Genomic DNA, 24,914 nt, shown 5'->3' on the forward strand with positions numbered 1-24,914 from the left:
AAGAATCTCACCCCCCGCCTCACCACACCCGTACCGACCCACCCAGCGCGAAGACCGGGCTCGTGGCGTCCGCCGGGATCTCCTTGAGCGGCTCGGCGATCTCCGCGACGGTCGGGCCCACCCGCGCCGCGATCTCGTCCAGGAAGGGCAGGTCGAAGCCGTAGACGCGGGCCGCGTTGCCGCCCACCATCCGTGCCACCTCGTCCCTCGGCAGCCCCGCGTACGCGATCCGCAGGCCCTCGCGGGAGTACGGGGTGGTGCCCTCGTCGTGCGGGAAGTCACTGCCCCACATGATCTTGTCGAGGCCGATCCGGTCGCGCAGCGGCACCTCGTGGGGGCGCATGAAGCTGGCGCCCACATAGCAGTTGTCGCGCCAGACCGCGCTCGGGCCCTTGCCCATCGACTCCGCCAGGCCCGCGCCGAACTTGGACTCCGCCGTGGCCGCCCGGGTCGCCGCCGACACCAGGCGCTCGTGGTAGTAGTCGAGCATCTCGATCACGCCGGGAATCCAGCCCGAGCCCTGCTCGGTGAGGATCAGCTTCAGCGCCGGGTGGCGGCGGAACGCGCCACCGAAGATCAGGTGCCACAGCGCGCGATGCGAGAACCACGTCGTCTCCACCATGAAGACGGCCCGCGCGGCCGGCTCCTCCCCCAGCGGCGGCGACGCGGAACCGCCGTGGTGGTTGACCGGTACGCCGAGGTCGGCGCAGACAGCCCAGATCGGGTCGTACGCGGCCGAGTACAGCTCGGGGACGCCCGAGCCGGGCGGGGCGCCCGGGAGCAGGACGCCGCCGGTCAGGCCCGCCTCCTTGGTCCGGTGGATCTCCGCCACCGCCGCGTCGACGTCGTTCAGCAGGATCTGCGCCACGCCCGCCCTGCGGCCCGGCACCAGCGCGCAGAAGTCGGCCAGCCAGCGGTTGTGGGCCCGCAGGCCCGCCCAGCGCTGTTCGAGCTCCTCGCGCGTCGGGGCGGGGGCCATCAGGGAGGCCGAGGGGAAGAACGGCGGGATGGTGTTGGGGAACACCACCTCCGCGACGATCCCGTCGGCCTCCAGCTCGGCCACCCGCCGCTCGGAGTTCCAGTTGCGGTCGGCGGTGTCGGCGAGCAGGTCCTCGTGCGGGTTGACGTAGGTGGCGGCCCAGGCGTCGAAGTCGTCGTGGTAGCGCTTCTCCAGGTACGGCTTGTAGTCGAGGAGGTCGGCGCCCGCGTGGCAGTCGGCCGAGATCACCGTGTAGCGGTCGGCGGTCATGACGCCCCCAGGACCGGGAAGTCGTGGTCGGTCAGCCAGTGCCGGCCGACCTCGCGCGAGCGCGCCCAGGACGCCTCGACCGCCGACTGGTCGTCCGGCTGGCCGAGTTCGGCCGGGGTGGGCCCGATGCGCCGCGCCAGCGGGGCCAGTTTCGCGGTGTCGAAGCCGAAGACCTCCGCCGCCGCGAGCCCCAGCATCCGGCGCGTCTCCGCCACCGGGATGTCGTGGAAGGTCTTGCGCAGCCACTCGCGGGTGTGCGGCCAGGTGCCCTCCGGGTGCGGGAAGTCGGAGCCCCAGAGGATGTTGTCGACGCCGATCTCGTAGCGCTGGGCCAGCTCGCGCCGCTTGGTGTTGGTGGCGCAGACGAAGACCTGCCGGTCCAGGTACTCACTCGGCGGCCGCTTCAGCTCGGCGAACGGCGACAGCTTCTTGCCGCCGTGCGCGCCCAGGTACAGCCGGTCCATGAACCACAGCAGGTTCGGCAGCCACCAGCAGCCCGACTCCGCGACCCCGAAGCGCAGCCCGGGGTGGCGCTCGAAGACGCCGGACCAGAGCAGGAACCACAGTGGCCGGGCCGGCCACCAGGTGACCTCGCTGACGTAGATGCCGAGGTGGTCGCCGTACTCGTGGCGGGGCGCCGCTCCCGAGTGGGTGACGACCGGCATCCCGGTCTCGGCGGCCGCCGCCCACACGGGGTCGTAACGGCGGTCGTGGTACGGGGCCTTGTCCACCCACATCGAGGGGATCATCAGCGCGCCCAGCCCGGACTCCTTGGCCCGGTGGATCTCGTCGACCACGCGCGCGGTGTCACCGGTGACCGGCAGCAGGGCGACCCCGCAGTGCCGTTCGGGATTCTGCCCGACGAACTCCGCGAGCCAGCGGTTGTGCGCCTGCGCGCCCGCCATGCCCAGGTCGGGGTCCTGGTCGCCGGAGAGCCCGAGGCCGACGCCGAAGGGCGCGGCGGTCCTGCTGTCGACGGCGTCCGCGTCGGGGAAGACGACCTCGGCGGCCACCCCGTCCCCGTCGAGCTCCTTGAGCCTGCGGGCGGCGTCCCAACCGCCCTTGAGGCCCTCCTCGTTGTCGGCGAACCACTTGTCCGCGAAGGCCTCGTTGCGGACGCCCAGGCGGGTCATCTCCTCGCGGCGGCGCTCGCGCCCGTCGAGGAAGCCGTCGAAGTCCCGGTGGAAGCGGGAGTCGAGATAGGGCCGGTACTGCTCGGTGGGGAGCCCGGCGTGGCAGTCGGAGGAGATGATCAGGTACGGGTCGTTCTGTGCGCCTTGCGATGTGCTGCTCTTCGGCATGGCGAAATCCCTCAGTCCAGAATGCTGCGTTTCCCGGGGGACAGCCCCCGGGCCCCCGGCCGGAAGCCCGAGCCGGCGCGTCGGCGGGAGTCACAGCGGGTCAGTCGAGAATGAAGTTCTCCAAGTACGACGGATTGGCCCGGTCCAGCATCGACCGCGACCTCGCCCTGATCTGGCGGTCGCTGTGCTCGCTCGGCGGGAGCATCCAGAAGCGGTCGGCCCGGATGCCGTCGACGACCGCCTCCGCGACCTCCTCGACCGGCGTGAACTCGACCTCCTGCCCGGCCGCCCGCATCGCCGCCTCCCACTTCTCCAGGCTGCGGTAGGGCGCCTTGCGCGGGCGCTCCTTGGCGTACCGGGCCGGGCGGTTGCGGTGCGACTCCCACAGTCCGGTGCGCAGCATGTGCGGGCCGGGGAAGAGCACGGACGCGCCCACGCGCGCGTGCTCCGCCTTCAGGTGTGCGTACAGCGACTCGGTCATGGTGACGACGGCCGCCTTGGTGACCGCGTACACGGAGGCGGTGGGCAGCGGCGCGATCCCGCCGTCGGCCGACGAGGTGTTGACGACGTGGCCGGGCTCGCCGGACGCGATCATGCGCGGTACGAAGGCCTGGATGCCGTGGAAGACGCCCCACACGTTGACCGCGAAGGCCCACTTCCAGTCGTTGACCTCGTGCTCCCACATCCGCCCCTCCGCGCCGGAGCCGACGCCCGCGTTGTTGCAGAGGACGTGGACGGCCCCGAACGTCTCGTACGCCGCGTCCGCGAGCTGCTGTACGGAGGCGCGCTCGGAGACGTCGACCACGCGCGCGTGGACCTGGGCCCCCTCCTCGCGCAGCTCCCCCGCCGCCTTCTCCAGGGCCGCCTCCTCGACGTCCGCGAGGACCACCTGGAGTCCCTCGGCGGCGAACCTGCGGGCCATGGCGAGCCCGATCCCGCTCGCGGCGCCGGTGACGACGGCGACCTGCCCCTCGGTGAGCCGCATCACACGCTCCCCGCCGGCGGGCCGTCGAGGATCTGCTGCGGGTCGTCGTAGCGCTGGTGGATGTACGGCAACAGGGCCTGCGCGCTGACCCGTTCGGCCACCCGGCCCCGCTGGTCGGTGGTCTTCTCGCCGATCGTGATCTCCACGACGCGGCGGACCGGGAGGTCGGCGACCGGGTCGTACATGGACTCGCGCAGCACCACGTCGCCGGTGATCCGCTCCAGCTTGCGGACCTTCTCGTTGCGTACGCAGTGCACGAGCACCGGGTCCGCGTCGAAGCCCTCGCCGTCCACGGCGGGCAGGAACTTGAAGTAGAAGTCGACCTTCTCCGCCGGCTCCGGCAGCGGCAGCGCGCTGTCGACCGCGCCGCGCACCTCGACGAAGGCGATGCCGTGCCGGGCGAGCGCGGCCCGCACGACCAGGCCGTCCCGCTCGACGGTGACCTCGCCGAGCTTCTTCGGCTCGCCGAACACCTCGCGCCCGCCGATCAGCGCCCGTTCATGGGTCATCGGCATCACCAGCGGGTACCAGCCGGGCTGCCCGTCGTGTACGGCCGAGACCGCCACGGAACCGGCGCCGAGCGGATAGCCGGGCAGGTCGACCCGGCTGATGTTGGCCCGTACGAGTGAATCCCCGGCGGGCTTGAGCGGCGGCGGCAGCACCGCCGCCACCGCGTCGGGATCGCTCTCCCAGACGGCCACCACACCGGTGGACCAGATGTCGGGGAGGCGGGAGCTCGCCGTGCGCGCGGCCCGGATCTCGTCCTCGGTCCGTGCGCCGTACCGTACGCGTGCCATGGCGTACCACCCTTCCTGGGTTGTGCCTCGCAGTGCCGTCCCCCGGGTCTGTAACACAGTTACACCGACGCCGATGAAGGGTAAAGAGCCGTGCGGCAACGGGAGTTGGGAGGGGCGGGCCATGACGCGTACGTCTCTGAGCCGCGAGGAGGTCCTGGCGGCCGCCGGGGCCCTGGTCAGACAGCACGGGCCGGCCGCCCTGACCATGCGTAGGCTCGCCGCCGAGCTCGGCACGGCGGTCACCTCGATCTACTGGCACGTCGGCAACCGCGAGTCGCTGCTCGACGCGCTCGTCGAGCGGACCGTGCGGGAGCTGGGCGAGATCAGACCGCGCGGGCGCACCCCGGCCGCCCGGATCGTCTCGGTCGCCACCGCGCTGCGCCGGGAGCTGCGCGAGCGCCCGCACCTGATCGCGATGGTCCACGAACGCGGCTTGACCGAGCGGATGTTCCTGCCCGCCCAGCAGGCCCTGGTCCACGAGGTCCACGAGGCCGGGCTCCGCGGGACCGCCGCCGCGCGGGTGGTGCGGGCGGTCCAGTTCCAGGTCGTCGGCCACGTCCTGGTCGAGCGCTACCGCGAGCGGGCTCCGGCGCAGCGCCCCGGCGAGGACGAGCTCTGGCACACCGCGCCCGCCGAGGACGACCCGGCGCTCGCCCGCGCGCTGGCCCGGCCGCCGGACCCGGACCGGCTGTTCGCCGCGTCGGTGCGGGCCCTGGTCGACGGGCTGCTCGCACAGCCGCGTTGACGGGCGCCGCCCGCGTTGTCAGTGCGGCCCCGTATTCTCTGTGACCATGCTCGACGACCGTACGACAGCAGCAGCGACGTGGCCAGCCGCCTACCCACAGGGGTACGCGGTCGTCGACGTGGAGACCACCGGCCTCGCCCGCGACGACCGGATAGTGTCGGCTGCCGTCTACCGCCTGGACGCCCAGGGCAACGTCGAGGACCACTGGTACACGCTGGTCAACCCGGAGCGCGACCCCGGCCCGGTGTGGATCCACGGACTGACCACCGACGTCCTGACGGACGCGCCGCTCTTCCCGGACATCGCCGGGGAGTTCGCCGAGCGGCTGGACGGCCGGGTCCTGGTCGCGCACAACGCGATCTTCGACTGGCAGATGATCGCCAGGGAGTACGCACGGGCGAAGAGCGCCGCGCCGGTGCGCCAGCGGCTGTGCACCATCGCGCTCTCCAAGGAGCTCGACCTGCCGCTGCCCAACCACAAACTGGAGTCGCTGGCCGCGCACTACGGAGTGGTGCAGCAGCGCGCGCACCACGCCCTCGACGACGCGCGCGTGCTGGCCGAGGCGTTCCGCCCGAGCCTGCACGAGGCGGTGCGGGTCGGGGCGCGGCTGCCGCTGCTCGAATGCCGCCCGCTCACCGAGTGGTCGGACGGCCCGGCCACGCCCCGCATCGGCTACCAGCCCACCGGTTCATACGGCCGGAGCTCCAGCTGGCGGCCCGCGCGCAGGCGTCCGGCGTGCCCGTACCCCAACCCGGGTCGCTACGAACCGGACAAACCACTCAAGCAGGGCATGCGGGTGGCGTTCTCCGGCGACACCTCCATCGACCGGGAGCTCCTGGAGGACCGCGCGATCGAGGCCGGGCTGCACGTGGCGACCAGCGTCTCCCGGCTGACCAGCCTCCTGGTGACCAACGACCCGGACTCGGCGACCTCCAAGACCGTGAAGGCGAAGTCGTTCGGCACCCCGGTCGTCGACGAGGCGGCCTTCACCCAGCTGCTGCGGGACGTGGCTCCGGCAGACGGGTGACCGCGTGGCGTGCCGCCCGCCGTTGCGGCGCGGGGCCCCGCACCCTGTGGCGCATGGCACGTTGCGAGGTCTGCGGAAACGACTACGGGATGTCCTTCGAGGTGCACGCGCAGGGCGCGGTGCACGTCTTCGACTGCTTCTCGTGCGCCATCCACCGCATGGCGCCCATCTGTGAACACTGCCGGGTCCAGATCATCGGCCAGGGGGTCGAGGTCGAGGGGCACTGGTACTGCGGCGGGCACTGCGCCCGAGCGGAGGGCCAGGTGGGCATCGTCGACAAGGTCTGACCCCGCGTATCCCGAGCCCCCCCTCCGAACACCCCATGGTGGAGTTGTACCGTCATGGGGTGTATCGCTTCCTGTTGTCCCGGCAGTGGGTGCTCGTCACCCTCCTCGCCCTCGTTCTCATCCCCACGATGATCGAGCTGGGCTTCTGGCAGCTGCACCGCCACCAGCACCGCGTCGCGCAGAACACCGTCATCGCGGACAACCTGAAGGCGAAGCCGGTCCCGGTGACCGCGCTCACCTCCCCCGGCCACACCGTCCCGCACGCCCAGTACTGGCGCCGGGTCACCGCCACCGGCACGTACGACACCGCCCACGAGGTCGTGGTGCGCCGCCGGACCGCCGCCGACGGGCGGGTCGGCTACCACGTCCTCACCCCGTTCGTCCTCGACGGCGGGCCGACCGTGCTGATCAACCGCGGCTGGGTGCCGGACAACGGCAGCCAGACCGAGTTCCCCCGGATCCCGGCCCCGCCCAAGGGTGAGGTCACCATCACCGGGCGGCTGATGGCCGACCAGACGACCGCGGCCAGCGGCATCAAGGACGTCAAGGGCCTGCCGCCCCGCCAGGTGATGCTCATCAGCAGCGCCCAGCAGCAGAAGGCGCTCGGCCGCCCGGTCCTGGGCGGCTACATCGAGCAGACCGCCCCCGAGTCCCCCGACGACTCCCCCGAGCTGATCCCGGCCCCGGACCACTCCTCGATCGGTCCGCACATGGCGTACGCGGTCCAGTGGTGGCTGTTCACCGCCGGGGTCCCGGTCGGCTGGGTCATCCTGGTCCGCCGCGAGAAGCGGGACCGGGCGGAGGCGGCGGCGAAGGCCGGGGCGGCGGAGCCCGCACCGGCGACCGCGTGACCACGACAACGTGACCACGACAACGTGACCACGACAGCGTGACCACGACAACGTGACAGCGTGACCGCGACGGCCTGACAGGGGCGCCCGCCGCGTCCCATCCGTACCGTCCGGTCCTATTGACGTACTGGCCTGGTTGACAATTCCGCAGGGCGGGAAGACGCCAGAGCGTGACGCGACGCATCCAACGCATCGAGGACTACGCCCTCATCGGCGACCTCCAGACCGCCGCCCTCGTCGGCAGGGACGGTTCCATCGACTGGCTCTGTCTGCCCCGCTTCGACTCGGCGGCCTGTTTCGCCGCGCTGCTCGGCGACGACGACAACGGTCACTGGCGGATCGCCCCAGCGGGCGCCGGGGACTGCACGCGCCGCGCCTACCTCGACGACTCGCTCATCCTGGAGTCCGTCTGGGAGACCCGCACCGGCACGGTCCGCGTCCTCGACTTCATGCCCCAGCGAGACAGGGCCCCCGACGTCGTACGGATCGTCGAGGGCGTCAGCGGCAGCGTGGAGATGAGCTCCGTGCTGAGGCTGCGCTTCGACTACGGCCGGGTGGTGCCCTGGGTGCGGCGCGCCGACGGCCACCGGGTCGCGGTCGCCGGCCCCGACTCGGTCTGGCTGCGCACCGATCCCCCGGTCAAGACCTGGGGGCAGCACATGAGCACCCGCTCGTCGTTCACGGTCGGCCCGGGCGAGAAGGTCGCGATGGTGCTGACCTGGCACCCCTCGCACGAGGTCCGGCCGTCGATAATCGATCCGTTCGCGGCGCTGGAGCAGAGCCTGGCGGACTGGCGCGAGTGGGCCGCCAAATGCCGCTGCACCGGCCCCCACCGGGACGCCGTCGTCCGCTCCCTCATCACCCTCAAGGCCCTCACCTACGCGCCGACCGGCGGCATCGTCGCCGCCCCCACCACCTCGCTGCCGGAGGAGATCGGGGGCGTGCGCAACTGGGACTACCGCTACTGCTGGCTGCGCGACTCGACGCTGACGCTGGACGCGCTGGTCTCGGCCGGCTACCTCGACGAGGCGGCGGCCTGGCGCGACTGGCTGCTGCGCGCGGTCGCGGGCGACCCGGCCGACCTCCAGATCATGTACGGCCTCGGCGGCGAGCGGCGGCTGCCGGAGACCGAACTGCCGTGGCTCCAGGGCCACTTGGGCTCCACCCCGGTCCGGATCGGCAACGCCGCCGTCAAACAGCTCCAGCTCGATGTGTACGGGGAGGTCATCGACTCCCTCCATCTGGCTCGCACCGCGGGCATGGCCGCCAAGCCGCACACCTGGAACGTCGAGCTCAGCCTGCTCGGCTTCCTGGAGGCCCGCTGGCGCGAGCCGGACGAGGGCCTGTGGGAGGTACGCGGCGAGCGCCGCCACTTCGTGCACTCCAAGGTGATGGCGTGGGTCGCCGCCGACCGCGCGGTCCAGGCCCTGGAGTCCGACCCGTCCCGGCGCGGCGACGCGGAGCGCTGGCGGCGGATGCGGGACGAGGTGCACCGGGAGGTGTGCGAGAAGGGGTTCGACACCAAGCGGAACACCTTCACGCAGGCGTACGGCTCCGTGGAGCTGGACGCGGCGACGCTGCTCATTCCCCGGGTCGGGTTCCTGCCGGGCGACGACCCGCGGGTGATCGGGACGGTGGACGCGGTGCGCGACGAGCTCGGCCACAGCGGCTTCGTACGCCGCTACAGCGCCGAGGGCACCACGGTCGACGGCCTGCCCGGCGACGAGGGAACCTTCCTGGTCTGCTCGTTCTGGCTGGCCGACGCACTGCGGTTGACCGGCCGCGAGAAGGAGGCGCGGGAGCTGTTCGAGCGCCTCCTCGCGCTCCGCAACGACGTGGGGCTGCTGGCCGAGGAGTACGACCCGCTGGCCGGCCGGCAGCTGGGCAACTTCCCGCAGGCCTTCAGTCACATCGGGCTGGTGGCGACGGCGATGGGGCTGGAGGCAGGATAGGCGCATGGATCTTGGACTGAAGGACCGCGTCTACGTGGTCACCGGCGCCTCCCGCGGCCTCGGCCTCGCCTCGGCGCGGGCGCTCACGGCCGACGGCGCGAAGGCGGTGCTCAGCGGCCGCGACGAGAAGGCGGTGGCGGAGGCCGCGCGGGAGCTGGGCCCGAACGCGCTGGGCGTGGCCGTCGACAACGCCGACTCCGGCGCGGCCGCCCGCCTGATCGCCACCGCCCGCGAGCGTTTCGGCCGCTTCGACGGCGTACTGATCAGCGTGGGCGGCCCGCCGCCCGGGTTCGTCGCCGACAACACGGACGAGCAGTGGCGCTCGGCCTTCGAGTCGGTGTTCCTGGGTGCGGTACGGATGGCGCGCACGGCGGCGGAGGAGCTGGACGAGGGCGGGGTGATCGGCTTCGTCCTGTCGGGCTCGGTCCACGAGCCGATCCCCGGCCTGACGGTCTCCAACGGCCTGCGCCCGGGCCTCGCGGGCTTCGCCAAGTCCCTGGCGGACGAGCTGGGCCCGCGCGGCATCCGCGTGGTCGGCCTGCTCCCGGCCCGCATCGACACCGACCGCGTCCGCCAGCTGGACGCGCTCTCCGGCGACGCGGAGGCGGCCCGTACGGCCAACGAGTCCCGGATCCCGCTGCGCCGCTACGGCACCCCGGAGGAGTTCGGCCGCACGGCCGCGTTCCTGCTCTCGCCCGCGGCGTCGTATCTGACGGGCCTGATGCTTCCGGTGGACGGCGGGGCCCGGCACGGCTTCTGAGTCCGCCGGCTTCCGGGTCCGCCGCCTTCTGAGTCCGCCACCTTCTGGGGGCGAGCGCCGGGGGGCGAGCGCGGGGTGGCCGGGCCGGGCGTCGACGGACCGCTCAAGCCGCGGTCACCCGGGTCAGCTCACCCGACGGGCCCGGTGTTTGACGCCGCGCAGTCGGGCCTCGGCCGGGAGGGCGGCGAGGCCCGCCGAGTCGCGGGCGTGCGCGAGGGCTTCCGAGGTGAGGCGGGAGAGGGCTTCGGCCGGGGCCGCGTGGGGCTCCAGCAGGAGGGCTACGCGGGCCGTCGGGGTAGTGCGGCGGCCGTGCAGGGTCACCTGGGCGCGGGCCACGCCGGGCAGCGCCTCCGCCTCGCCCGCCAGGACCGTCTCCAGGGCGCGGCCGCGCAGCAGCGCGCCCTCGCCGTCGCCCGAGTCCACCAGGACCTCGGCCAGCCGCGCCCGGCGCAGCTGGGCGAGCAGCCACCACAGGGTGAGCAGGACGAGTACGGCGAGGGCCGTGATGACCGTCGGCCACCACCAGCCGTGGTGGTGCCAGCGCTCCCGGCGGGCCTGGTCCAGCAGGACGTCGTCGGTGTCCCGCCAGGGCCACCACGAGGGGACCGAGAGGCCGGCCCCGGCCGCGAGGACCGCACCGCCCGCCGCCATCAGGATCAGCCCGGCGAGGCCGATCAGCACCCGGTTCACCGTCCTGAGCATGGGTCACCTCTTCCTGGCGGCACGGCCCACGTGCACGGAGAGCCCGGGCTGTCCGGCGAGCCCGAGCTCCTTGATGCCCGCGCCGAGCGCGGCGTCCAGATCCGCCCGTACGTCGTCGAGCTCGCGGAAGTGCGAGACGGCCCGCACAGCGACCTTGGCGCGGCCCATCCTGACCCGCACCGACTGCACGCCCGGGACCTCCATCGCCCGGTCCCGCAGCACCAGGGCGGCGGCGGACCGGTCGAGCCCGGCGCGCACCCCGGCCGAGGCGCGCCGCATCGGCAGGAGGTCCCGCAGCCCCGGCGTCACCGCCAGCACGACCAGCCAGATCCCGACGGCCACCGCGGCGCCGGCGCAGGTGAGCACCACCGCGTCGTCCACGGTGTGCCGGGCCAGCCAGTGCGCGAGCCCGCGGCGCCAGCGCATCGCGGGGCGGTCCGCGCGTACGGCCGCGATGTCGTACAACAGCGGCCCGGCCACGGCCAGTACGGCGAGGGCGACCAGCACGGCGGGCGTCCGCCGCACCGACCAGAAGCGCCCGGCCCGGCCGCCCGCGTCCTCGTCGAGGACGGGTACGGGGTCGTAGGCGGCGGACGACCGGGACTGGTCGAGCCCGCCGCCGGAGGTCCCGCCGGGGTCCTTCTCCATGACGACGGGGAGGCGCTGGGTGTCGTTTCCGCCGTCGGGCGCTTCCCGCTCGCTGGGCTCGCTCATGTGGTCCTCCCCCGGTCCGCCGTACCGGTGTGCGCCGAGTGCAGACGCTCGATCTGCACCGCCACCTCGGGCACCTCCATGCCCGCCAACGCCCTTACCCGCTCGGCCACTTGCCGACGCACGGCGCCGCACTGGGCGCCGAGATCGGAGGGGTAGCCGAGCTCCAGGCTGACCCGCACCCGGGCCACGTCCTGGTGCACCGTGACCGCCGCGTGGGGCGCGGTGCCACCTTCGGGGGGCGCGCCCAGCACCTCACGCGCCGCCTGTGCGGCGATCTTCGCGACGACCCGGTCGGCGATACGGGTCGCTCCGCGCTCGGCGGGCACGACGCGGCGGGGGGCGGAGGCGGGTCCGGACGCGCCGGCCCCGCCTCCGCCCCGACCCGCCCCACCGGACTCACCGGACCCGGCCGGACCGTACTCTCCCCGGCCGGGGCGTCCCGCGCCGGGCGACGCCGTCGACGACACCGTCATGGGCCCGCGTCACCGCCGCCGGTCGCCGCGGTCGCGGGGACGGAAGAAGTCGCCGGGTTCGAGATCGCCGTCCAGGAACCTGCCCACCACGAATCCGATCGCGCCTAGCGCCGCGACCAGCAGGAACGCTCCGAAGCCGCCGAAGTATCCGGCGAACCCGAGCGCCATGCCGGCCACCATGCCGATCACCGCCATGCTCATCCTGAGCTCCTCAGTCGCTCCTCAGTCGGGGCCGGGGCCGCACCGGGGGCCTTCACTGGAGCCGGGGCTCCGACTCGTCCTCTTCCTCATCGGGAAGTTTCACATCGCTCACCGCGATGTTGACCTCGACGACCTCGAGCCCGGTCATGCGCTCGACGGCCGCGATCACGTTCTCCCGTACGGCACGGGCCACATCCGAGATCGACACGCCGTAGTCGACGACGATCTCCAGATCGATCGCCGTCTGGACCTCACCGACCTCGGCCTTCACCCCGCGCCCCACCGCGGACCTGGCGCCGCCGGGCACCCGGTCGCGGACGGCGCCGAACGTACGGGACAGGCCGCTGCCCATCGCGTGGACGCCGACGACCTCGCGGGCGGCGAGCCCCGCGATCTTCTCCACCACGCCGTCGGCGATGGTGGTGCGGCCGCGCGTACCGGGGTCGCCGCCGCCGCGTCTCGGGCTCTTCCTGGTCAGGCTCTCGTGGGTCTCTCTGCCGCCGCCCGGGCCGATCGGGTCGGGCTGCTCGGGGCGGCTGCTTTCCACGGTGTCGCTCATGGCGTTCATCCCTTTCGGCTTCCCCTTCCCCTCCTTTGCCCACACTAAGTGCGGTTGCCCCGTCTCGCGCCGCGGATGCGGCAGGCTGGAGCAATGACGCCTGACGCGTGGAGCACGGAGGTACGGCGCCGACTCGCCCTGGGCAGGCTGCTGCCGCTGGGCGAGGCGGCGGACGGCGCATGGGTGACGGAGCGGGCGGCGGGGGCGGTGCTACGGGCGGCCTGCGCCGGGGTGCCGGGCCTGGCGGTGACGTCCCTGCGCCTCTCGCTCGCGGATCCGGCGGCGGCCGGGGTCCCCGCGGTGGCGCCGCCGCCGAGCGGGTTGCCGCCGGGCGATGTGCGGGCGGTGGTGGAGGTGGCGGTGTGGGGTTCCGGGCGCCCTCCGACGGAGGGGGTACGGGAGGCGATGCTGCGGGCCGCGAAGGCCCGCCTGGGCCTGCGCCTGACCCGGGTCGACATCCGGGTGACGTCCCTCCTGGACGCCCCCGCGCCCCCACCTCCCCCGGATCCCCCACCCGGACCACGCCCCGGCCCCCCACTCCCGGCCCCGGTCCCCGGCGTGTCGTTCCTGACGGCGGAACTGGCCGGGCTGGTGGGCGCGATGCCGGAGTGCGTGGAGGTGGCGGTCGCGCCGGGGCATCGGGCGGTGGATGTGGTGCGGGGGGTTCGGGGGGTGGTCGGGGGTGGGGTGGCGGTGCTGGTGACGTGGGTGGGGTGAGTCTCCCCACCCCGCCCCTTCCCGAAAGCCCTCTGGCGGGCGGCCGGGCCACGCTGCTGCGGGCTGGGCCCCCATACCCCCGTTCGGCTGCGGGCCGGTAGGGGGCAGTTCGTCTGCGGGCTGGCTGTGGCCGCTCGGGCAGTTCCCCGCGAAGCCCTTCGGGGGTGCGGGGTTTGTCTGCGGGCCGGTGGGGGCTGGGCGCGCAGTTCCCCGTGCAGCCCTCCGGGGGTGCGGCGTTTGCCTGCGGGCCGGTGGGGGCTGGTCGCGCAGTTCCCCGCGCCCCTTGAGGCACAACGGGGCCCGGCCAAAAATCAGCCCCTCCGGCGTTTGAGGAGCGGGGTCCGGGGCGGAGCCCCGAATCGGGGGGCCGGGGGCGCAGCCCCCGCAGGGGTGCAGGGGGCGCAGCCCCCGCTCGGGGGGCCGGGGGCGTAGCACCCGGGAACACCACCTTCGCCCCCACCCACCCCCGGAGGGTTGAGGGAACGGGCGGGGTGGGGGATCAGTCCGACAAGCCAGCCAGCGCTCGGAGCCGCCGCCCCTGCGCCCCCCGCTCCGCCACCCGCTGCTCCTCGTACGACCGCCCCGACGCGCCCCGCAACAACGCCTTCGTCTCGATCACCGCATCCCGCGGCGCGGCAAGCAGCGCCGCCGCCAGGTCACGTACGGACGCGTCCAGCTCCGCCCCCGGCACCGCCAGGTTCGCGAGTCCGATCCGCTCCGACTCCTCCGCTCCGACGAAGCGGCCGGTGGCGCAGATCTCCAGGGCGCGGGCGTAGCCCACCAGGCCCACCAGGGGGTGGGTGCCCGTGAGGTCCGGCACCAGGCCCAGGCTGGTCTCGCGCATGGCGAACTGCACGTCGTCCGCGACGACGCGCAGGTCACAGGCGAGCGCGAGCTGGAAGCCCGCACCGATCGCGTGCCCCTGGACCGCCGCGATCGACACGATGTCGTTGCGGCGCCACCAGGTGAACGCCTCCTGGTACTCGGCGATGACCCCGTCCAGCTCCTCGTCGGAGCCGCGCGCGAGGTCGATGAAGGACGGCTCGCCGTCGAAGCCCTCGGGAGTGAAGGCCTGACGGTCGAGCCCGGCGGAGAAGGACTTGCCCTCTCCCCGCAGCACGACGACCCGGACGGTGCCGGGCAGCTCCTGACCGGCGGCCGCCAACGCCCGCCACAGAGCGGGAGACTGGGCGTTGCGCTTGTCCGGATTGGTCAGGGTCACCGTGGCGACTGCGTCGTCGACGGTGAGCCGGACGCCGTCCTTGTCGAGTACGGGGTCGGGCGAAGCCATGGGGCGCCTCCGGGTCGGTGCGGTGCGGTCACATAAGTGACTGCACAGTAACCACCCAGCCGACCGCGCGGCCGACCGGGTGGCAACCCGACCCGGCGAGCCCATGGACCCGCCCGGCCCCGGTCAGGCCGAGGCGGTCTTCTTGCCGCGTGTTGCTCCGCCGCGTCCGCGCAGTACCACCCCGGACTCGCTGAGCATCCGGTGGACGAATCCGTAGGAGCGGCCGGTCTCTTCGGCCAACGCCCGGATGCTCGCACCGGAGTCGTACTTCTTCTTCAGGTCTGCCGCGAGCTTGTCGCGCGCGGCGCCGGTCACCCGGCTGCCCTTCTTCAGAGTCTCGGCCACCCGTGCCTCCTCATGGGAAGTGCGCTCTGGACTTCTCATGATCACCCCTCCCGCGCTTCCTGGCCACCCATTCGGCAAGGTCCGTGCAACCGGGTTTCGGCGCAGGACCGGGCGGAACGGGGCCGGAATCAAGAATTCCGCACGTCCGCGGAACCGCCCCGGAATCCAGCGCGCCAAGAACGCGCTGGTCAGGGGTGTGCTCGGGGTCACACTCCGGAATCAGTCCGTCCCGTACTCACCGGATCTTGATCCCGTGCATGACACGCCGGGGTACGAGACGCACTCACTCAGATTGAGGATCACGCGTAAGCCGAATGATCCATATGGAGTGGATCAGTCGCCCAGCGTCACGCGAGGGCGACCAGATCCGCGTAGTCCGGACCCCACAGGTCCTCGACCCCGTCGGGCAGCAGAATGATGCGCTCGGGCTGCAGGGCCTCGACCGCGCCCTCGTCGTGCGTGACCAGAACGACCGCGCCCTTGTACGTACGCAGCGCCCCCAGGATCTCCTCGCGGCTGGCCGGGTCGAGGTTGTTGGTCGGCTCGTCGAGCAGCAGGACGTTGGCGGACGAGACCACCAGCGTGGCCAGGGCCAGCCGGGTCTTCTCGCCGCCGGAGAGCACGCCCGCCGGCTTGTCCACGTCGTCGCCGGAGAACAGGAACGAGCCCAGCGTCTTGCGGACCTCGACCAGGTCCAGGTCGGGCGCCGAGGAGCGCATGTTCTCCAGGACCGTGCGGTCCGGGTCGAGCGTCTCGTGCTCCTGGGCGTAGTAGCCCAGCTTGAGGCCGTGACCCGGGGTGACCTCGCCGGTGTCCGCCTTCTCGGCCCCGGCGAGCAGCCGCAGCAGCGTGGTCTTGCCGGCGCCGTTGAGGCCGAGGATGACGACCCTCGACCCCTTGTCGATGGCCAGGTCGACGTCGGTGAAGATCTCCAGCGAGCCGTACGACTTGGACAGGCCCTCGGCGGTCAGCGGGGTCTTGCCGCAGGGAGCCGGGTCCGGGAAGCGCAGCTTGGCGACCTTGTCGGAGACCCGTACCGCGTCCAGGCCGGAGAGCAGCCGCTCGGCGCGCTTGGCCATGTTCTGCGCGGCCACCGTCTTGGTCGCCTTGGCGCGCATCTTGTCGGCCTGCGAATTGAGGGCCGCGGCCTTCTTCTCGGCGTTCTGGCGCTCCCGCTTGCGACGCTTCTCGTCGGCCTCGCGCTGCTGCTGGTAGAGCTTCCAGCCCATGTTGTAGACGTCGATCTGGGAGCGGTTGGCGTCCAGGTAGAACACCTTGTTGACGACCGTCTCGACCAGGTCCACATCGTGGGAGATCACGATGAAGCCGCCCCGGTACGTCTTGAGGTAGTCGCGCAGCCAGACGATCGAGTCGGCGTCGAGGTGGTTGGTCGGCTCGTCCAGGAGCAGGGTGTCGGCGTCCGAGAACAGGATGCGGGCGAGCTCGACGCGGCGGCGCTGACCGCCGGAGAGGGTGTGCAGCGGCTGGCCGAGCACCCGGTCGGGAAGGCCGAGGGCGGCCGCGATGGTGGCGGCCTCGGCCTCGGCGGCGTACCCGCCCCTGGTGAGGAACTCGGTCTCCAGGCGCTCGTACTTCTTCATCGCCTTCTCGCGCGTGGCGCCCTTGCCGTTCGCCATGCGCTCCTCGTTCTCGCGCATCTTGCGCAGCACCTCGTCGAGGCCGCGCGCGGAGAGCACGCGGTCGCGCGCGAGGACGTCGAGGTCGCCGGTCCGGGGGTCCTGCGGCAGATAGCCGACCTCGCCGGAGCGGGTGATGGTGCCACCGGCCGGGATGCCCTCGCCGGCCAGGCACTTGGTGAGGGTGGTCTTGCCGGCGCCGTTGCGGCCGACGAGGCCGATGCGGTCGCCCTTGGCGACTCGGAAGGACGCGTTCTCGATGAGGATGCGGGCGCCGGCGCGCAGCTCGATGCCGGTGGCGGTGATCACGGAAATACTCCAGGGCGGTATGGACGGCGGGGTGGACGGAGGTCGAGGAGCGTCGACGCCGTCTAATGCACAAGGAGAATTGCCATGGGCCAATTCTAGCGGGGGTGTGCAACTGCTTTTACGTGCGGTGATCTCTTACGCGCGCTGCCCGTGCGCACGTACGCGCGATGCCGTCGGGAGCTCGTTCCCCAGTGGGGTGCGGCCGGGGGTGACGCGCCCGAGGGCGTCCACCGCCACCAGCTCCTGGGTCCACGCGTCCCGGTCGCGGCAGGGCTGGGCGACGATCAGCACGCCCGCCACGCGCGCGATGCGGCCCGGGTCGAAGGCGCACTCCCGCCGGGCGGGCAGCGTCCAGCGCAGATCGCCGTCGGCGGCGCGGTACGCGGCGATGCGCTCGGGGGTGACGACGGCGAGCATCCCGCCGCCCCGGACGGCCGGAGTGAGCTGCTGGAGCACGCCCGCGGCCCGGCCGGGGCGCTCGGCGAGCCAGGCCGCGAGGCCGGGCACGGCCCGGTGCCAGCGGACCGCGTCGACCGAGAGCACGCGCGCGGTGTCGGTGACCATGCCGTCGCTCCACAGGGCGAAGGCGTGCCCCGGCGCGGTGCGCACGGCGAGCGGCCGGCGCCCCTCGCGGCGGTACGTCCAGCTGCGCGCCCCGCTCCTCGGGTCGTACGCCTCGACGGCCGCGCCCCGCACCCGCACGGCCGGGCGGGCCGGCGCCGCGGCGGCCAGCACGGTGAGGCGGTCGCCGTAGGGGGCGGGCCGGACGTGCTGGGCCGCGGTGACCAACGGAAGGGCCAGGAGGGCCAGGGCGGCGGCGACGGCGGCCGGCGCGAGACGGTTCCGGTCCATGAGGCGGCGAGCGTACCGGGCATCAGAGCAAAAGGGGCGCACCGCAATGAACTGTTCGATACCCTTCCACACTCGGGGTGATATCCGGTGACGGAGGGTGGTGGGCCGTGCAGTTCGACGATGACGCCGATCTGGACACGTCCGAGGTGAAGGACGTCCGGGGCAGCCGGGTCCCCGGCGGCAGGGCCACCATCGGCGGCGGCGTCGTCGGGCTCATCGCGCTCGTGCTCGGCCTGCTGTTCGGGGTCGGACCCGAGCAGCTGGGGCTCTCCTCCGGCGACTCCGCCCCGGCGACCTCGGTCTCCGCGCAGGGACAGGTGCAGGCGAGCTGCCGCACGGGGCGGGACGCCAACACCAAGGAGGACTGCCGCGTCCTCGCGGTGGTCAACAGCGTGCAGGACTACTGGTCGCAGGAGTTCCCGCGCCGGGGCGGACGCTACTCGACCGCGCAGACCGTCTTCTTCACCGGCCGGGTCCCCACCGCCTGCGGGGCGGCGACCTCGGCGGTCGGGCCGTTCTACTGCCCGGGTGACCGGCAGGTCTATCTCGACCTCGGGTTCTTCGACGACCTGCGGACCAAGTTCGGCGCCGGCGGAGGGCCGTTCGCGCAGGCGTACGTGGTGGCGCACGAGTACGGGCACCACATCCAGAACCTGACGGGCACCCTCGCCCGCTCCCAGGACGGGCGGCAGGGCGCGAACAGCGGCTCCGTGAAGGTCGAGCTCCAGGCCGACTGCTACGCCGGGGTGTGGGCGCACCACGCCACCACGACCCCGGACCCCCGGACCGGCAGGCCGCTGCTGACCCGGCTGACCGACCAGGACATCGACGACGGCCTGGACGCGGCAGCGGCCGTGGGCGACGACCGGATCCAGGAGAGGTTCCAGGGCCGGGTCACCCCGGAGTCCTGGACGCACGGCTCGGCCCAGCAGCGCCGGCAGTGGTTCTCCACCGGCTTCGACACGGGCGACGTGGGCCGCTGCGACACGTTCGCGCGCTGAGCCGACGGGGACCCGACGGGGGCTCGACGGGGGCTCGACGGGGGGGCGGAGGGGGTCGGCGGGCCGCTCGCGCACCGGCCGCCGGGGCGTTGTCAGTGCCGACTGCAAGACTCGAAACCAAGGTCACACCGAGGCAAGTCGCGAGAGGAACGGGAGTTCGTGATGAGTGTGTATCCGACGATTCTGTACGCGGACGCGAAGACGGCGATCCGCACGCTGAAGGACGCCTTCGGCTTCACCGAGACGAGTGTGTACGAGGACGCGGACGGCCTGGTGCTCCACGCCGAACTCGCCAGCGGCACCGGCATGGTGATGCTCGGCTCGAAGAGCCGGGGCGGCCTCTTCGCGGACGCCATGCGCGACGCGGGCCCGGTGGGTGTCTACGTGGTGGTGGACGACGTGGACGCGCACCACAGACGGGCGGTGGAGCACGGCGTGGAGATCCTGATGGAGCCCACCGACCAGGACTACGGCTCGCGGGACTACATGGCGCGCGACGCCGAGGGCAACGTGTGGAGCTTCGGTACGTACGCCCCCGGCGCGGCGGCCGGCTGACCCCGGCTACACCCCGCCGGTGTGGACCTGGAAGGCCGCGCGGCGCACCGCCTTGGCCAGGGCCGGGTCCGGGTGGGCGGCGGCGAGGGCGACCAGGACCTGGACGGTGCGGGGGTGGCCGACGGCCCTGACCTCGTCGAGCAGGGCGGGCACGGTGCCCTGAACGGCCGAGTCGAGGTGGCGCACCATCAGCTCGACCTCGCCGTGGTCGGCGACGGCCGCGGCGGTGTCGACCCAGAGCCAGGTGGACTCCTCGCGGGTGAGGACGGCGGTGACGTCCTCGGGGTCGGTCCCCTCGTGCTCGGCGAGCCAGAGCAGGGCGTACGGGCGCAGGAAGATCTCGTCGGTGGCGGCGCGCACCTCGGGCTCGGCGGGGGCGCCGACGACCCGGAGCGCCTCGAAGGCGAGCCCGCGCACCAGGGCGTCCTCGCCCCGGGCCGCGTCGAGCAGCTCGGTCACCGCGCTGCCGACGGGCCGGGCGGCGAGCCAGGCGCGGTACTCGGCGCGGGCCGGGCCGGGGGTGAGCCGGGCGCAGCCGCGCAGCATGTCCTCGGCGGACTGCTCGATGTTGCCGGCCGGGCTCTGCGCGGCGACGCAGATCTGCTCCAGCTTGACCCACACCGCCCAGCTGCCGAGCGGGGTGAGGGTGGCCGAGCCCTCGGCGAGGGTGAGCGCGCCGACGGCGGCGAGCCCGGCCAGTACCCAGTCCAGGAGGAGGGAGAGGAAGGCGAGGGAGGCGGGGCGGTCGCCGGTGCCGTCCGCGTCGGTGCCGTACGGCACTTCGCAGCGCTCGTCGCGCAGTTCGGCGACGCGCTGGCCGAGCAGGTCTAGCAGGGCCGGTACGAGGACGGGCCCGGCCGAGAGCTGGAGGAGGGAGAGCACCTGGGGGACGGCTTCGACGACCTCGGCCACGGCGGCGGGCGCGATGGCGGCCGGGGCGGGGTGGACGATCGACCAGGCGTCGAAGAGGGCGACCCAGCCGCGCAGCACCGCGGCGTCGTCCCGGTCCCAGGCGCGCAGCCGCCAGCCGGGGCGCGCGGTGCCGCCGTGCAGCTCGACGAGTCCGGCGAGCCGGGCCCGGTCCCAGCCGGCCCGCACCTGGGCGGGCGTCAGCCCCAGGGTGGCGGCGGCCTGTTCGGCGGCGGCGCCCGCCAGGGTGCCGGTCGGGGTGGGGCGCGGCGCGCTGCCCCGGGCGCGCTCGGCGTCGGCCCAGCGGGCGACGCGTACGGCGTCGGCGAGCACCGCTCTGGCCTGGCGGGCCAGTTCGGCGGCGGCCGGGGTGCCCTCGGGCGGCCGGGACGCCGGCCGGGAGCGGCGGTCGCTCACGGCCCGTCGGGCGCTGGCGAGCGGTCGGGCATCCTTCGCGTGCGATGCGCGGACAAGCCGCAGTCTGGAGTCTCGCGGCAACTTCTCTTCAGGCTTCCGGGACGTCACGGATGCAGTCTTCCCGCTGACGGCCGGAAAGCCCAAACGGAATGGGCGCCGCCCGGATCCCCCACGGGCCACACACGGCCGGAGGTCCGGGGGTTGCCCCCGGGTCAACACAGCCCGCTGACGGGCAGAAAGCCCAAACGGAACGGGCCCCCACCCGAATCCCACACGGGCCACGCACGGCCGGGGGTCCGGGAATCGTCCCCGGGGCAGCGCAGCCCGCCGACGGGCAGAAAGCGCAAACGGAATGCGGCGTGGCCGGCCGGGGGCCCTACATCAGCGGGGTCAGGAAGCGTCGTAGTGCCTCCTCGTAGCGGGTGGGGTTCGCGTTCCACATCGAGGCGTGCGGGGCGTGCTGGACTGTGTGAAGGGTCACCAGGTCGGGGCGGCGGGCCGCGAGTTCGCGGGTGAGGGGCCAGGAGGCGAGGGTGTCGTCGGGGCCGTGGAAGACCAGGGCAGGGACGCGCAGCGCGTTGGGGTCGGCCGCCTCGCGCAGATGGTCGCCGTGCGGGCCGGTGCGGCCCTGGGCGGCCCGGACGGCGAGCGGCAGCAGCGCGCTCGGGGCGCCGTGGGCGACGGCGAGGGCGCGCACGGTGGCCTCCCAGTCGAGCACCGGCGAGTCGAGCACGACGCCCCGGATGTACTCGCGCATCCCGGAGCGCGCGGCGGCGTGCAGCGCCATGGTGGCGCCGGTGGACCAGCCGTGCAGGATGACGCGGTCGGCGCCGGAGCGCACCGCGTACCGGATGGCGGCGTCGAGGTCGCGCCACTCGGAGTCGCCGAGGTGGCCGAGGCCGTCCGGGGAGCGGGGGGCGCCCTCGTCGCCCCGGTAGGCGAGGTCGAGCACCGGCAGCTGCTGGCGGTGCAGGAACCCCATGACGTTGAGGGGGTGCTCGCGGGTGGTGCCCAGGCCGTGCACGGCGATCACCCAGGTGCTCCGTACGCCCTTGACCAGCCAGGCGGGCAGCACGCCGAGCTCCGCGGGGATCTCCACGTCCTCGTGGTCGAGCCCGAGCGCCTCGGCCGGGGTGCCGTGGTGGAGCTGCGGGGTGAGCCGGACCCGGTCGCCCGGCTGCGGGCTCCCCTGGGTCACCCGCTCCAGGCGGCGCACGACGGTGTCGGCCGGGTGCGGCACGTCGACGACGTCGCCGACCACCGCGCGGATGCCGGACCCCTCGACCCCGTACGTCCCGGGGCGCAGCGAGGCCAGGCAGCGGGTCAGGGCGATCCGCCCCGGCGCCGTGGCGTGGACGGTGAGCTCGGGGTCGGCGGGCAGCGGGCGGCCGGGCGACGCCCTGAGGGCCGCGTCGCTCGCGTACCGTCCGGCGGCCACCGCTGCCGCGCCGACGCCGATGAGTGTGGTGACGGCCGCTGCCGTCGCTGTAGCCGGGCGCACCCTTCCAGTGTCGGCAGAACGCGGCGGCACGGCCAGTGGGCGGGGCCCACTGGGGCACCCGCCGGGCCGCGGGGCGTCACTTCTGTCCGTATCCCCGGAACTGTTCGGCCGCCCGGTCGAGGTCGGCGGCCGAGAGCAGGGAGGGGGTGCGGCCGGGCACGGAGGAGGCGGCGAGCCAGAGGCGGCACATCCACTCCAGCTGGGCGGTGCGGTCGTACGCCCGGGAAAGCGTGGTGCCGTACGTGATCGTCCCGTGGTTCTGGAGGAGGCAGCCGGTGCGGCCGTCGAGGGCGTGGAGCATGTTCCGCGCCAGTTCCTCGGTCCCGTACAGCGCGTAGGGCGCGACCCGGACCGGGCCGCCGAGCGTGGCGGTCATGTAGTGGACCGGCGGGAGCTCGGTGACCAGGGTGGAGACGGCCGTGGCGTGCACGGCGTGGGTGTGGACGACGGCCCGGGCGTCGGTGTTCCTGTATACGGCCAGGTGCATGGGCAGCTCGCTGGTGGGGCGCAGCGTGCCGGTCACCTGGTGGCCGGTGAGGTCGACGGCGACGGTGTCGCCGGGGCCGAGGCGTTCGTAGGGGACCCCGGTGGGGGTGACCAGGACCAGGTCCCCGACGCGTACGGAGACGTTGCCCGAGGTCCCCACGACCAGGCCTTCCTCGGCGGTGCGGCGCGCGATGGCGGTCAGCTCGGCCCAGGCCGAGGCGATCGCCGCGGAGTCGTTCGGCTCTCCCATGGGGGCGATCCTCGCAGGCTCCGCGCCCGGGGCGGCGGAGTGAGCGGTATCTCGTCAATGGCGCCTCTGTGGCCGGTATGCCCGGCTTGTCAGTGAACGACCACACGAGAAACCGGCTGGATACACCGTGAAGTCCGACCCAGTTCACCTTCCGTTCATCCAGGTTGCTTACGTTCGTACAGCCACTGACGTCGAACGATTGACTGGGTAAATGGAACACATCACGCTGCTGCTCGCCATTGTGGTCGTGACAGCTCTAGTGTTCGATTTCACGAACGGTTTCCATGACACCGCCAACGCGATGGCCACGACCATCTCGACCGGCGCCCTGAAGCCCAAAGCGGCGGTCGCCATGTCCGCCGCGCTCAACCTGGTCGGCGCGTTCCTGTCAGTGGAGGTCGCCAAGACGATCTCCGGCGGGATCATCAACGAAAAGGGCATCAGAACAGAGGTGATCTTCGCGGCGCTCGTCGGCGCGATCCTCTGGAACCTGGTGACCTGGCTGCTCGGCCTGCCGTCCAGCTCCTCCCACGCCCTGTTCGGCGGTCTGATCGGCGCGGCCGTGATGTCGGCCGGCTGGTCCTCGGTGAACGGCTCGACCGTCGTCACCAAGGTGCTGCTCCCCGCCGTCGCCGCCCCGATCGTCGCGGGCGTCGCCTCGATGCTGGCCACCCGTCTGACGTACCGGATCAACCGGAACGTCGACCCGGCCGCCGAGAAGGCCACCGCCAAGGGCTACCGGGCCGGGCAGATCGCCTCCGCCGGTCTCGTCTCGCTCGCCCACGGCACCAACGACGCGCAGAAGACCATGGGCATCATCACGCTCGCCCTGGTCGCCGGCGGTGTGCTGCACCCGGGCGCCAACCCCCCGATGTGGGTCATCGTCTCGGCCGGCATGGCCATCGCCATGGGCACCTACCTCGGCGGCTGGCGCATCATCCGCACCATGGGCAAGGGCCTGACCGAGCTGGCGCCGCCGCAGGGCTTCGCCGCCCAGTCCGGTGCCGCGACCGTCATCCTGGCCTCCTCGCACCTCGGCTTCTCGCTCTCCACCACCCAGGTCTGCTCCGGCTCCGTCATGGGCGCCGGCCTCGGCCGCAAGGGCGGTGTGGTCCGCTGGTCCACCGCGAGCCGCATGTTCATCGCCTGGGGCCTGACCCTGCCTGCCGCGGGGCTGGTCGGCGCCGGCGCCGAGTTCCTCACCGGCCAGGGCACCTGGGGAGTCGTCCTCGTGGCGCTCCTGCTGATCGCGGGCTCCGGCTTCATCTGGAAGCTGTCGCGCCGCGAGCCGGTCGACCACCACGACGTCACCGCCACGGCCACCGAGACCCCGGCCGAGCCCGCGGGCGTCGTGACCACCGCGATGGCCGCCGTCACCCCGCCCCCGACCGCCGCCGCCGTGGCCGCCGACCTGACGGCCACCATCCCGGCGCCGGCCCCGGTGGCCCCCGCCGACCCGGCCCGCCCGGCCACCGTCTGACCCGGCCGCGCACCCCTAAGGAATCGTCATGCACATCGACTGGGCAGCTCTCGGCACCGTCTTCGGTGTCAGCCTCATCGTCACCGTCGGCCTGGTGGGCCTGTTCACCGTCGGGATCGTCGGCCTCAGCAAGCAGCAGTCCGCCACGGCCGGCAAGGGCAACGTCGCCGTGGCCCGCACCACCGCCTACCTCTGCTTCGCGCTCTGCGCGGCGGCCGTCGCGTACGGCATCAATCTGATCGTCGCCAAGTAGTCCGGCGAGCAGCCCGCGCACAGCGCCCCACGCACCCCAGAACCGCCCTCCGGCCCCGCCGGGGGGCGGTTCCCTGTGTGCCTGCGCACACTCTCCCGTCGCAGGTCAGCAGTGAGTTGACGGGCGTTCCCGGGCATGGTGGACTGCCCGAGCCATTTACGGCGGCAGAAGAGGAAGCCGGTGCGAATCCGGCGCGGTCCCGCCACTGTCATCGGGGAATCATCCCCGTGAGCCAGGAACTCTCACCGCCGGTCGACGTCGTACCAGGGCGCGGACACCCTGAGTGAGGACATACCGCCATGCGCGCC

27 protein-coding genes and 1 riboswitch are annotated in these 24,914 nt (G+C 73.3%); of the genes, 11 read left to right on the top strand and 16 right to left on the bottom strand.

From position 1 onward, the window contains the following. Window positions 1-19: 19 nt before the first annotated feature. The 4 genes from AB0G17_RS29745 to AB0G17_RS29760 all read right to left on the bottom strand — a co-directional run bounded on the left by AB0G17_RS29745 (window position 20) and on the right by AB0G17_RS29760 (window position 4,332). Window positions 20-1,249 carry an amidohydrolase family protein gene (locus tag AB0G17_RS29745; RefSeq protein WP_361389468.1) on the bottom strand — a complete coding sequence of 410 codons (1,230 nt, stop codon included), beginning with the start codon at window positions 1,247-1,249 and terminating at the stop codon, window positions 20-22. Further along, entirely contained in the window at window positions 1,246-2,550 is a 1,305-nt protein-coding gene (locus AB0G17_RS29750) for an amidohydrolase family protein (protein WP_361389470.1), read from the bottom strand. Before AB0G17_RS29750 ends, AB0G17_RS29745 begins: the two co-directional genes overlap by 4 nt. Window positions 2,551-2,650: 100 nt before the next feature. After that, entirely contained in the window at window positions 2,651-3,535 is an 885-nt protein-coding gene (locus tag AB0G17_RS29755) for an SDR family NAD(P)-dependent oxidoreductase (protein WP_361389472.1), read from the bottom strand. After that, window positions 3,535-4,332, bottom strand: coding sequence for an acetoacetate decarboxylase family protein (locus AB0G17_RS29760; RefSeq protein WP_361389474.1), 798 nt, complete (start codon window positions 4,330-4,332; stop codon window positions 3,535-3,537). Before AB0G17_RS29760 ends, AB0G17_RS29755 begins: the two co-directional genes overlap by 1 nt. Before the next feature lie 121 nt (window positions 4,333-4,453). Here AB0G17_RS29760 and AB0G17_RS29765 point away from each other — a divergent pair, with 121 nt between their 5' ends. The 6 genes from AB0G17_RS29765 (at window position 4,454) to AB0G17_RS29790 (ending at window position 9,954) form a co-directional block, all read left to right on the top strand. Continuing rightward, the gene (locus AB0G17_RS29765) at window positions 4,454-5,077 is read left to right on the top strand and encodes a TetR family transcriptional regulator (RefSeq protein ID WP_361389476.1); all 624 of its coding nucleotides are present in this window, start codon (window positions 4,454-4,456) and stop codon (window positions 5,075-5,077) included. Between the two features lie 40 nt (window positions 5,078-5,117). Next, window positions 5,118-6,104 (top strand): DEDDh family exonuclease, encoded by a 987-nt coding sequence (locus AB0G17_RS29770; protein ID WP_361389478.1) that lies wholly within the window; start codon window positions 5,118-5,120, stop codon window positions 6,102-6,104. A 53-nt stretch (window positions 6,105-6,157) separates the two neighbouring features. Next, the gene (locus AB0G17_RS29775; RefSeq protein WP_266991763.1) at window positions 6,158-6,391 is read left to right on the top strand and encodes a hypothetical protein; all 234 of its coding nucleotides are present in this window, start codon (window positions 6,158-6,160) and stop codon (window positions 6,389-6,391) included. Window positions 6,392-6,450: 59 nt separating this feature from the next. After that, complete coding sequence (locus tag AB0G17_RS29780) at window positions 6,451-7,242, top strand: SURF1 family protein (protein ID WP_361389480.1); 792 nt, start codon at window positions 6,451-6,453, stop codon at window positions 7,240-7,242. 170 nt (window positions 7,243-7,412) lie between these two features. Further along, entirely contained in the window at window positions 7,413-9,194 is a 1,782-nt protein-coding gene (locus AB0G17_RS29785; RefSeq protein WP_361389482.1) for a glycoside hydrolase family 15 protein, read from the top strand. A gap of 4 nt (window positions 9,195-9,198) precedes the next feature. Beyond that, window positions 9,199-9,954 (top strand): SDR family oxidoreductase, encoded by a 756-nt coding sequence (locus tag AB0G17_RS29790; RefSeq protein WP_361389484.1) that lies wholly within the window; start codon window positions 9,199-9,201, stop codon window positions 9,952-9,954. A gap of 123 nt (window positions 9,955-10,077) precedes the next feature. On the opposite strand, the gene amaP is transcribed toward AB0G17_RS29790, so the two are convergent. The 5 genes from amaP to AB0G17_RS29815 form a co-directional block, all read right to left on the bottom strand. Beyond that, window positions 10,078-10,656, bottom strand: coding sequence for an alkaline shock response membrane anchor protein AmaP (gene amaP, locus AB0G17_RS29795; RefSeq protein ID WP_361389486.1), 579 nt, complete (start codon window positions 10,654-10,656; stop codon window positions 10,078-10,080). A 3-nt stretch (window positions 10,657-10,659) separates the two neighbouring features. Next, window positions 10,660-11,370 (bottom strand): DUF6286 domain-containing protein, encoded by a 711-nt coding sequence (locus AB0G17_RS29800; RefSeq protein ID WP_361389488.1) that lies wholly within the window; start codon window positions 11,368-11,370, stop codon window positions 10,660-10,662. Further along, a complete protein-coding gene (locus AB0G17_RS29805; protein ID WP_361389490.1) occupies window positions 11,367-11,696 on the bottom strand; it encodes an iron-sulfur cluster assembly protein in 330 nt (109 codons plus the stop codon). The genes AB0G17_RS29800 and AB0G17_RS29805 overlap by 4 nt, the downstream gene beginning before the upstream one ends. 156 nt (window positions 11,697-11,852) lie before the next feature. After that, window positions 11,853-12,044: a hypothetical protein gene (locus AB0G17_RS29810; RefSeq protein ID WP_361389492.1), complete on the bottom strand. Its 192-nt coding sequence runs from the start codon at window positions 12,042-12,044 to the stop codon at window positions 11,853-11,855. A 52-nt stretch (window positions 12,045-12,096) separates the two neighbouring features. Further along, window positions 12,097-12,603: an Asp23/Gls24 family envelope stress response protein gene (locus AB0G17_RS29815; RefSeq protein ID WP_361389494.1), complete on the bottom strand. Its 507-nt coding sequence runs from the start codon at window positions 12,601-12,603 to the stop codon at window positions 12,097-12,099. Between the two features lie 93 nt (window positions 12,604-12,696). Here AB0G17_RS29815 and AB0G17_RS29820 point away from each other — a divergent pair, with 93 nt between their 5' ends. Further along, the gene (locus AB0G17_RS29820) at window positions 12,697-13,320 is read left to right on the top strand and encodes a nucleopolyhedrovirus P10 family protein (protein WP_361389496.1); all 624 of its coding nucleotides are present in this window, start codon (window positions 12,697-12,699) and stop codon (window positions 13,318-13,320) included. Window positions 13,321-13,819: 499 nt separating this feature from the next. Here AB0G17_RS29820 and AB0G17_RS29825 read toward each other — a convergent pair whose 3' ends face one another. The 4 genes from AB0G17_RS29825 to AB0G17_RS29840 form a co-directional block, all read right to left on the bottom strand. Next, window positions 13,820-14,611, bottom strand: a complete 792-nt coding sequence (locus AB0G17_RS29825; protein ID WP_361389498.1) for an enoyl-CoA hydratase/isomerase family protein — start codon at window positions 14,609-14,611, stop codon at window positions 13,820-13,822. A gap of 123 nt (window positions 14,612-14,734) precedes the next feature. After that, window positions 14,735-14,956 (bottom strand): helix-turn-helix domain-containing protein, encoded by a 222-nt coding sequence (locus AB0G17_RS29830; protein WP_067157635.1) that lies wholly within the window; start codon window positions 14,954-14,956, stop codon window positions 14,735-14,737. A gap of 347 nt (window positions 14,957-15,303) precedes the next feature. Then, on the bottom strand, window positions 15,304-16,902 hold the full coding sequence (locus AB0G17_RS29835; protein ID WP_361389500.1) for an ABC-F family ATP-binding cassette domain-containing protein: 1,599 nt from the start codon (window positions 16,900-16,902) through the stop codon (window positions 15,304-15,306). Between the two features lie 135 nt (window positions 16,903-17,037). Continuing rightward, window positions 17,038-17,754 (bottom strand): PQQ-binding-like beta-propeller repeat protein, encoded by a 717-nt coding sequence (locus AB0G17_RS29840; RefSeq protein WP_361389502.1) that lies wholly within the window; start codon window positions 17,752-17,754, stop codon window positions 17,038-17,040. Window positions 17,755-17,861: 107 nt separating this feature from the next. On the opposite strand from AB0G17_RS29840, the gene AB0G17_RS29845 reads away from it, so the two are divergent. Both AB0G17_RS29845 and AB0G17_RS29850 read left to right on the top strand, forming a co-directional pair. Then, the gene (locus AB0G17_RS29845) at window positions 17,862-18,755 is read left to right on the top strand and encodes a neutral zinc metallopeptidase (RefSeq protein ID WP_361389504.1); all 894 of its coding nucleotides are present in this window, start codon (window positions 17,862-17,864) and stop codon (window positions 18,753-18,755) included. 162 nt (window positions 18,756-18,917) lie between these two features. Continuing rightward, entirely contained in the window at window positions 18,918-19,310 is a 393-nt protein-coding gene (locus tag AB0G17_RS29850; protein ID WP_361389506.1) for a VOC family protein, read from the top strand. 6 nt (window positions 19,311-19,316) lie between these two features. Here the strand turns inward: AB0G17_RS29850 and AB0G17_RS29855 are convergent, their stop codons facing one another. From AB0G17_RS29855 to AB0G17_RS29865, 3 genes are all read right to left on the bottom strand, one after another. Next, the gene (locus AB0G17_RS29855; protein WP_361389508.1) at window positions 19,317-20,636 is read right to left on the bottom strand and encodes a hypothetical protein; all 1,320 of its coding nucleotides are present in this window, start codon (window positions 20,634-20,636) and stop codon (window positions 19,317-19,319) included. 376 nt (window positions 20,637-21,012) lie between these two features. Next, window positions 21,013-22,137: a hypothetical protein gene (locus tag AB0G17_RS29860; RefSeq protein WP_361389510.1), complete on the bottom strand. Its 1,125-nt coding sequence runs from the start codon at window positions 22,135-22,137 to the stop codon at window positions 21,013-21,015. Window positions 22,138-22,213: 76 nt separating this feature from the next. Beyond that, window positions 22,214-22,873: a class II aldolase/adducin family protein gene (locus tag AB0G17_RS29865; RefSeq protein WP_361389512.1), complete on the bottom strand. Its 660-nt coding sequence runs from the start codon at window positions 22,871-22,873 to the stop codon at window positions 22,214-22,216. A gap of 211 nt (window positions 22,874-23,084) precedes the next feature. Between AB0G17_RS29865 and AB0G17_RS29870 the strand changes: the two genes are divergently transcribed. Next, a complete protein-coding gene (locus AB0G17_RS29870) occupies window positions 23,085-24,353 on the top strand; it encodes an inorganic phosphate transporter (protein ID WP_361389514.1) in 1,269 nt (422 codons plus the stop codon). A 28-nt stretch (window positions 24,354-24,381) separates the two neighbouring features. Next, entirely contained in the window at window positions 24,382-24,606 is a 225-nt protein-coding gene (locus AB0G17_RS29875) for a hypothetical protein (RefSeq protein ID WP_361389516.1), read from the top strand. A 122-nt stretch (window positions 24,607-24,728) separates the two neighbouring features. Beyond that, window positions 24,729-24,871: riboswitch (cobalamin riboswitch) on the top strand. Window positions 24,872-24,914 lie beyond the last annotated feature (43 nt).

It is taken from the genome of Streptomyces sp. NPDC023838 (assembly GCF_040639555.1).
In the GTDB taxonomy this organism is placed as follows: domain Bacteria; phylum Actinomycetota; class Actinomycetes; order Streptomycetales; family Streptomycetaceae; genus Streptomyces.

Excerpts from the sequence above, each read along its gene's own strand:
- AB0G17_RS29745 (WP_361389468.1), bottom strand. The coding sequence starts at position 1,249 with ATGACCGCCGACCGCTACACGGTGATCTCGGCCGACTGCCACGCGGGC.
- AB0G17_RS29750 (WP_361389470.1), bottom strand. The coding sequence starts at position 2,550 with ATGCCGAAGAGCAGCACATCGCAAGGCGCACAGAACGACCCGTACCTG.
- AB0G17_RS29755 (WP_361389472.1), bottom strand. The coding sequence starts at position 3,535 with ATGCGGCTCACCGAGGGGCAGGTCGCCGTCGTCACCGGCGCCGCGAGC.
- AB0G17_RS29760 (WP_361389474.1), bottom strand. The coding sequence starts at position 4,332 with ATGGCACGCGTACGGTACGGCGCACGGACCGAGGACGAGATCCGGGCC.
- AB0G17_RS29765 (WP_361389476.1), top strand. The coding sequence starts at position 4,454 with ATGACGCGTACGTCTCTGAGCCGCGAGGAGGTCCTGGCGGCCGCCGGG.
- AB0G17_RS29775 (WP_266991763.1), top strand. The coding sequence starts at position 6,158 with ATGGCACGTTGCGAGGTCTGCGGAAACGACTACGGGATGTCCTTCGAG.
- AB0G17_RS29790 (WP_361389484.1), top strand. The coding sequence starts at position 9,199 with ATGGATCTTGGACTGAAGGACCGCGTCTACGTGGTCACCGGCGCCTCC.
- amaP (WP_361389486.1), bottom strand. The coding sequence starts at position 10,656 with ATGCTCAGGACGGTGAACCGGGTGCTGATCGGCCTCGCCGGGCTGATC.
- AB0G17_RS29800 (WP_361389488.1), bottom strand. The coding sequence starts at position 11,370 with ATGAGCGAGCCCAGCGAGCGGGAAGCGCCCGACGGCGGAAACGACACC.
- AB0G17_RS29810 (WP_361389492.1), bottom strand. The coding sequence starts at position 12,044 with ATGAGCATGGCGGTGATCGGCATGGTGGCCGGCATGGCGCTCGGGTTC.
- AB0G17_RS29815 (WP_361389494.1), bottom strand. The coding sequence starts at position 12,603 with ATGAGCGACACCGTGGAAAGCAGCCGCCCCGAGCAGCCCGACCCGATC.
- AB0G17_RS29820 (WP_361389496.1), top strand. The coding sequence starts at position 12,697 with ATGACGCCTGACGCGTGGAGCACGGAGGTACGGCGCCGACTCGCCCTG.
- AB0G17_RS29825 (WP_361389498.1), bottom strand. The coding sequence starts at position 14,611 with ATGGCTTCGCCCGACCCCGTACTCGACAAGGACGGCGTCCGGCTCACC.
- AB0G17_RS29840 (WP_361389502.1), bottom strand. The coding sequence starts at position 17,754 with ATGGACCGGAACCGTCTCGCGCCGGCCGCCGTCGCCGCCGCCCTGGCC.
- AB0G17_RS29850 (WP_361389506.1), top strand. The coding sequence starts at position 18,918 with ATGAGTGTGTATCCGACGATTCTGTACGCGGACGCGAAGACGGCGATC.
- AB0G17_RS29865 (WP_361389512.1), bottom strand. The coding sequence starts at position 22,873 with ATGGGAGAGCCGAACGACTCCGCGGCGATCGCCTCGGCCTGGGCCGAG.
- AB0G17_RS29870 (WP_361389514.1), top strand. The coding sequence starts at position 23,085 with ATGGAACACATCACGCTGCTGCTCGCCATTGTGGTCGTGACAGCTCTA.
- AB0G17_RS29875 (WP_361389516.1), top strand. The coding sequence starts at position 24,382 with ATGCACATCGACTGGGCAGCTCTCGGCACCGTCTTCGGTGTCAGCCTC.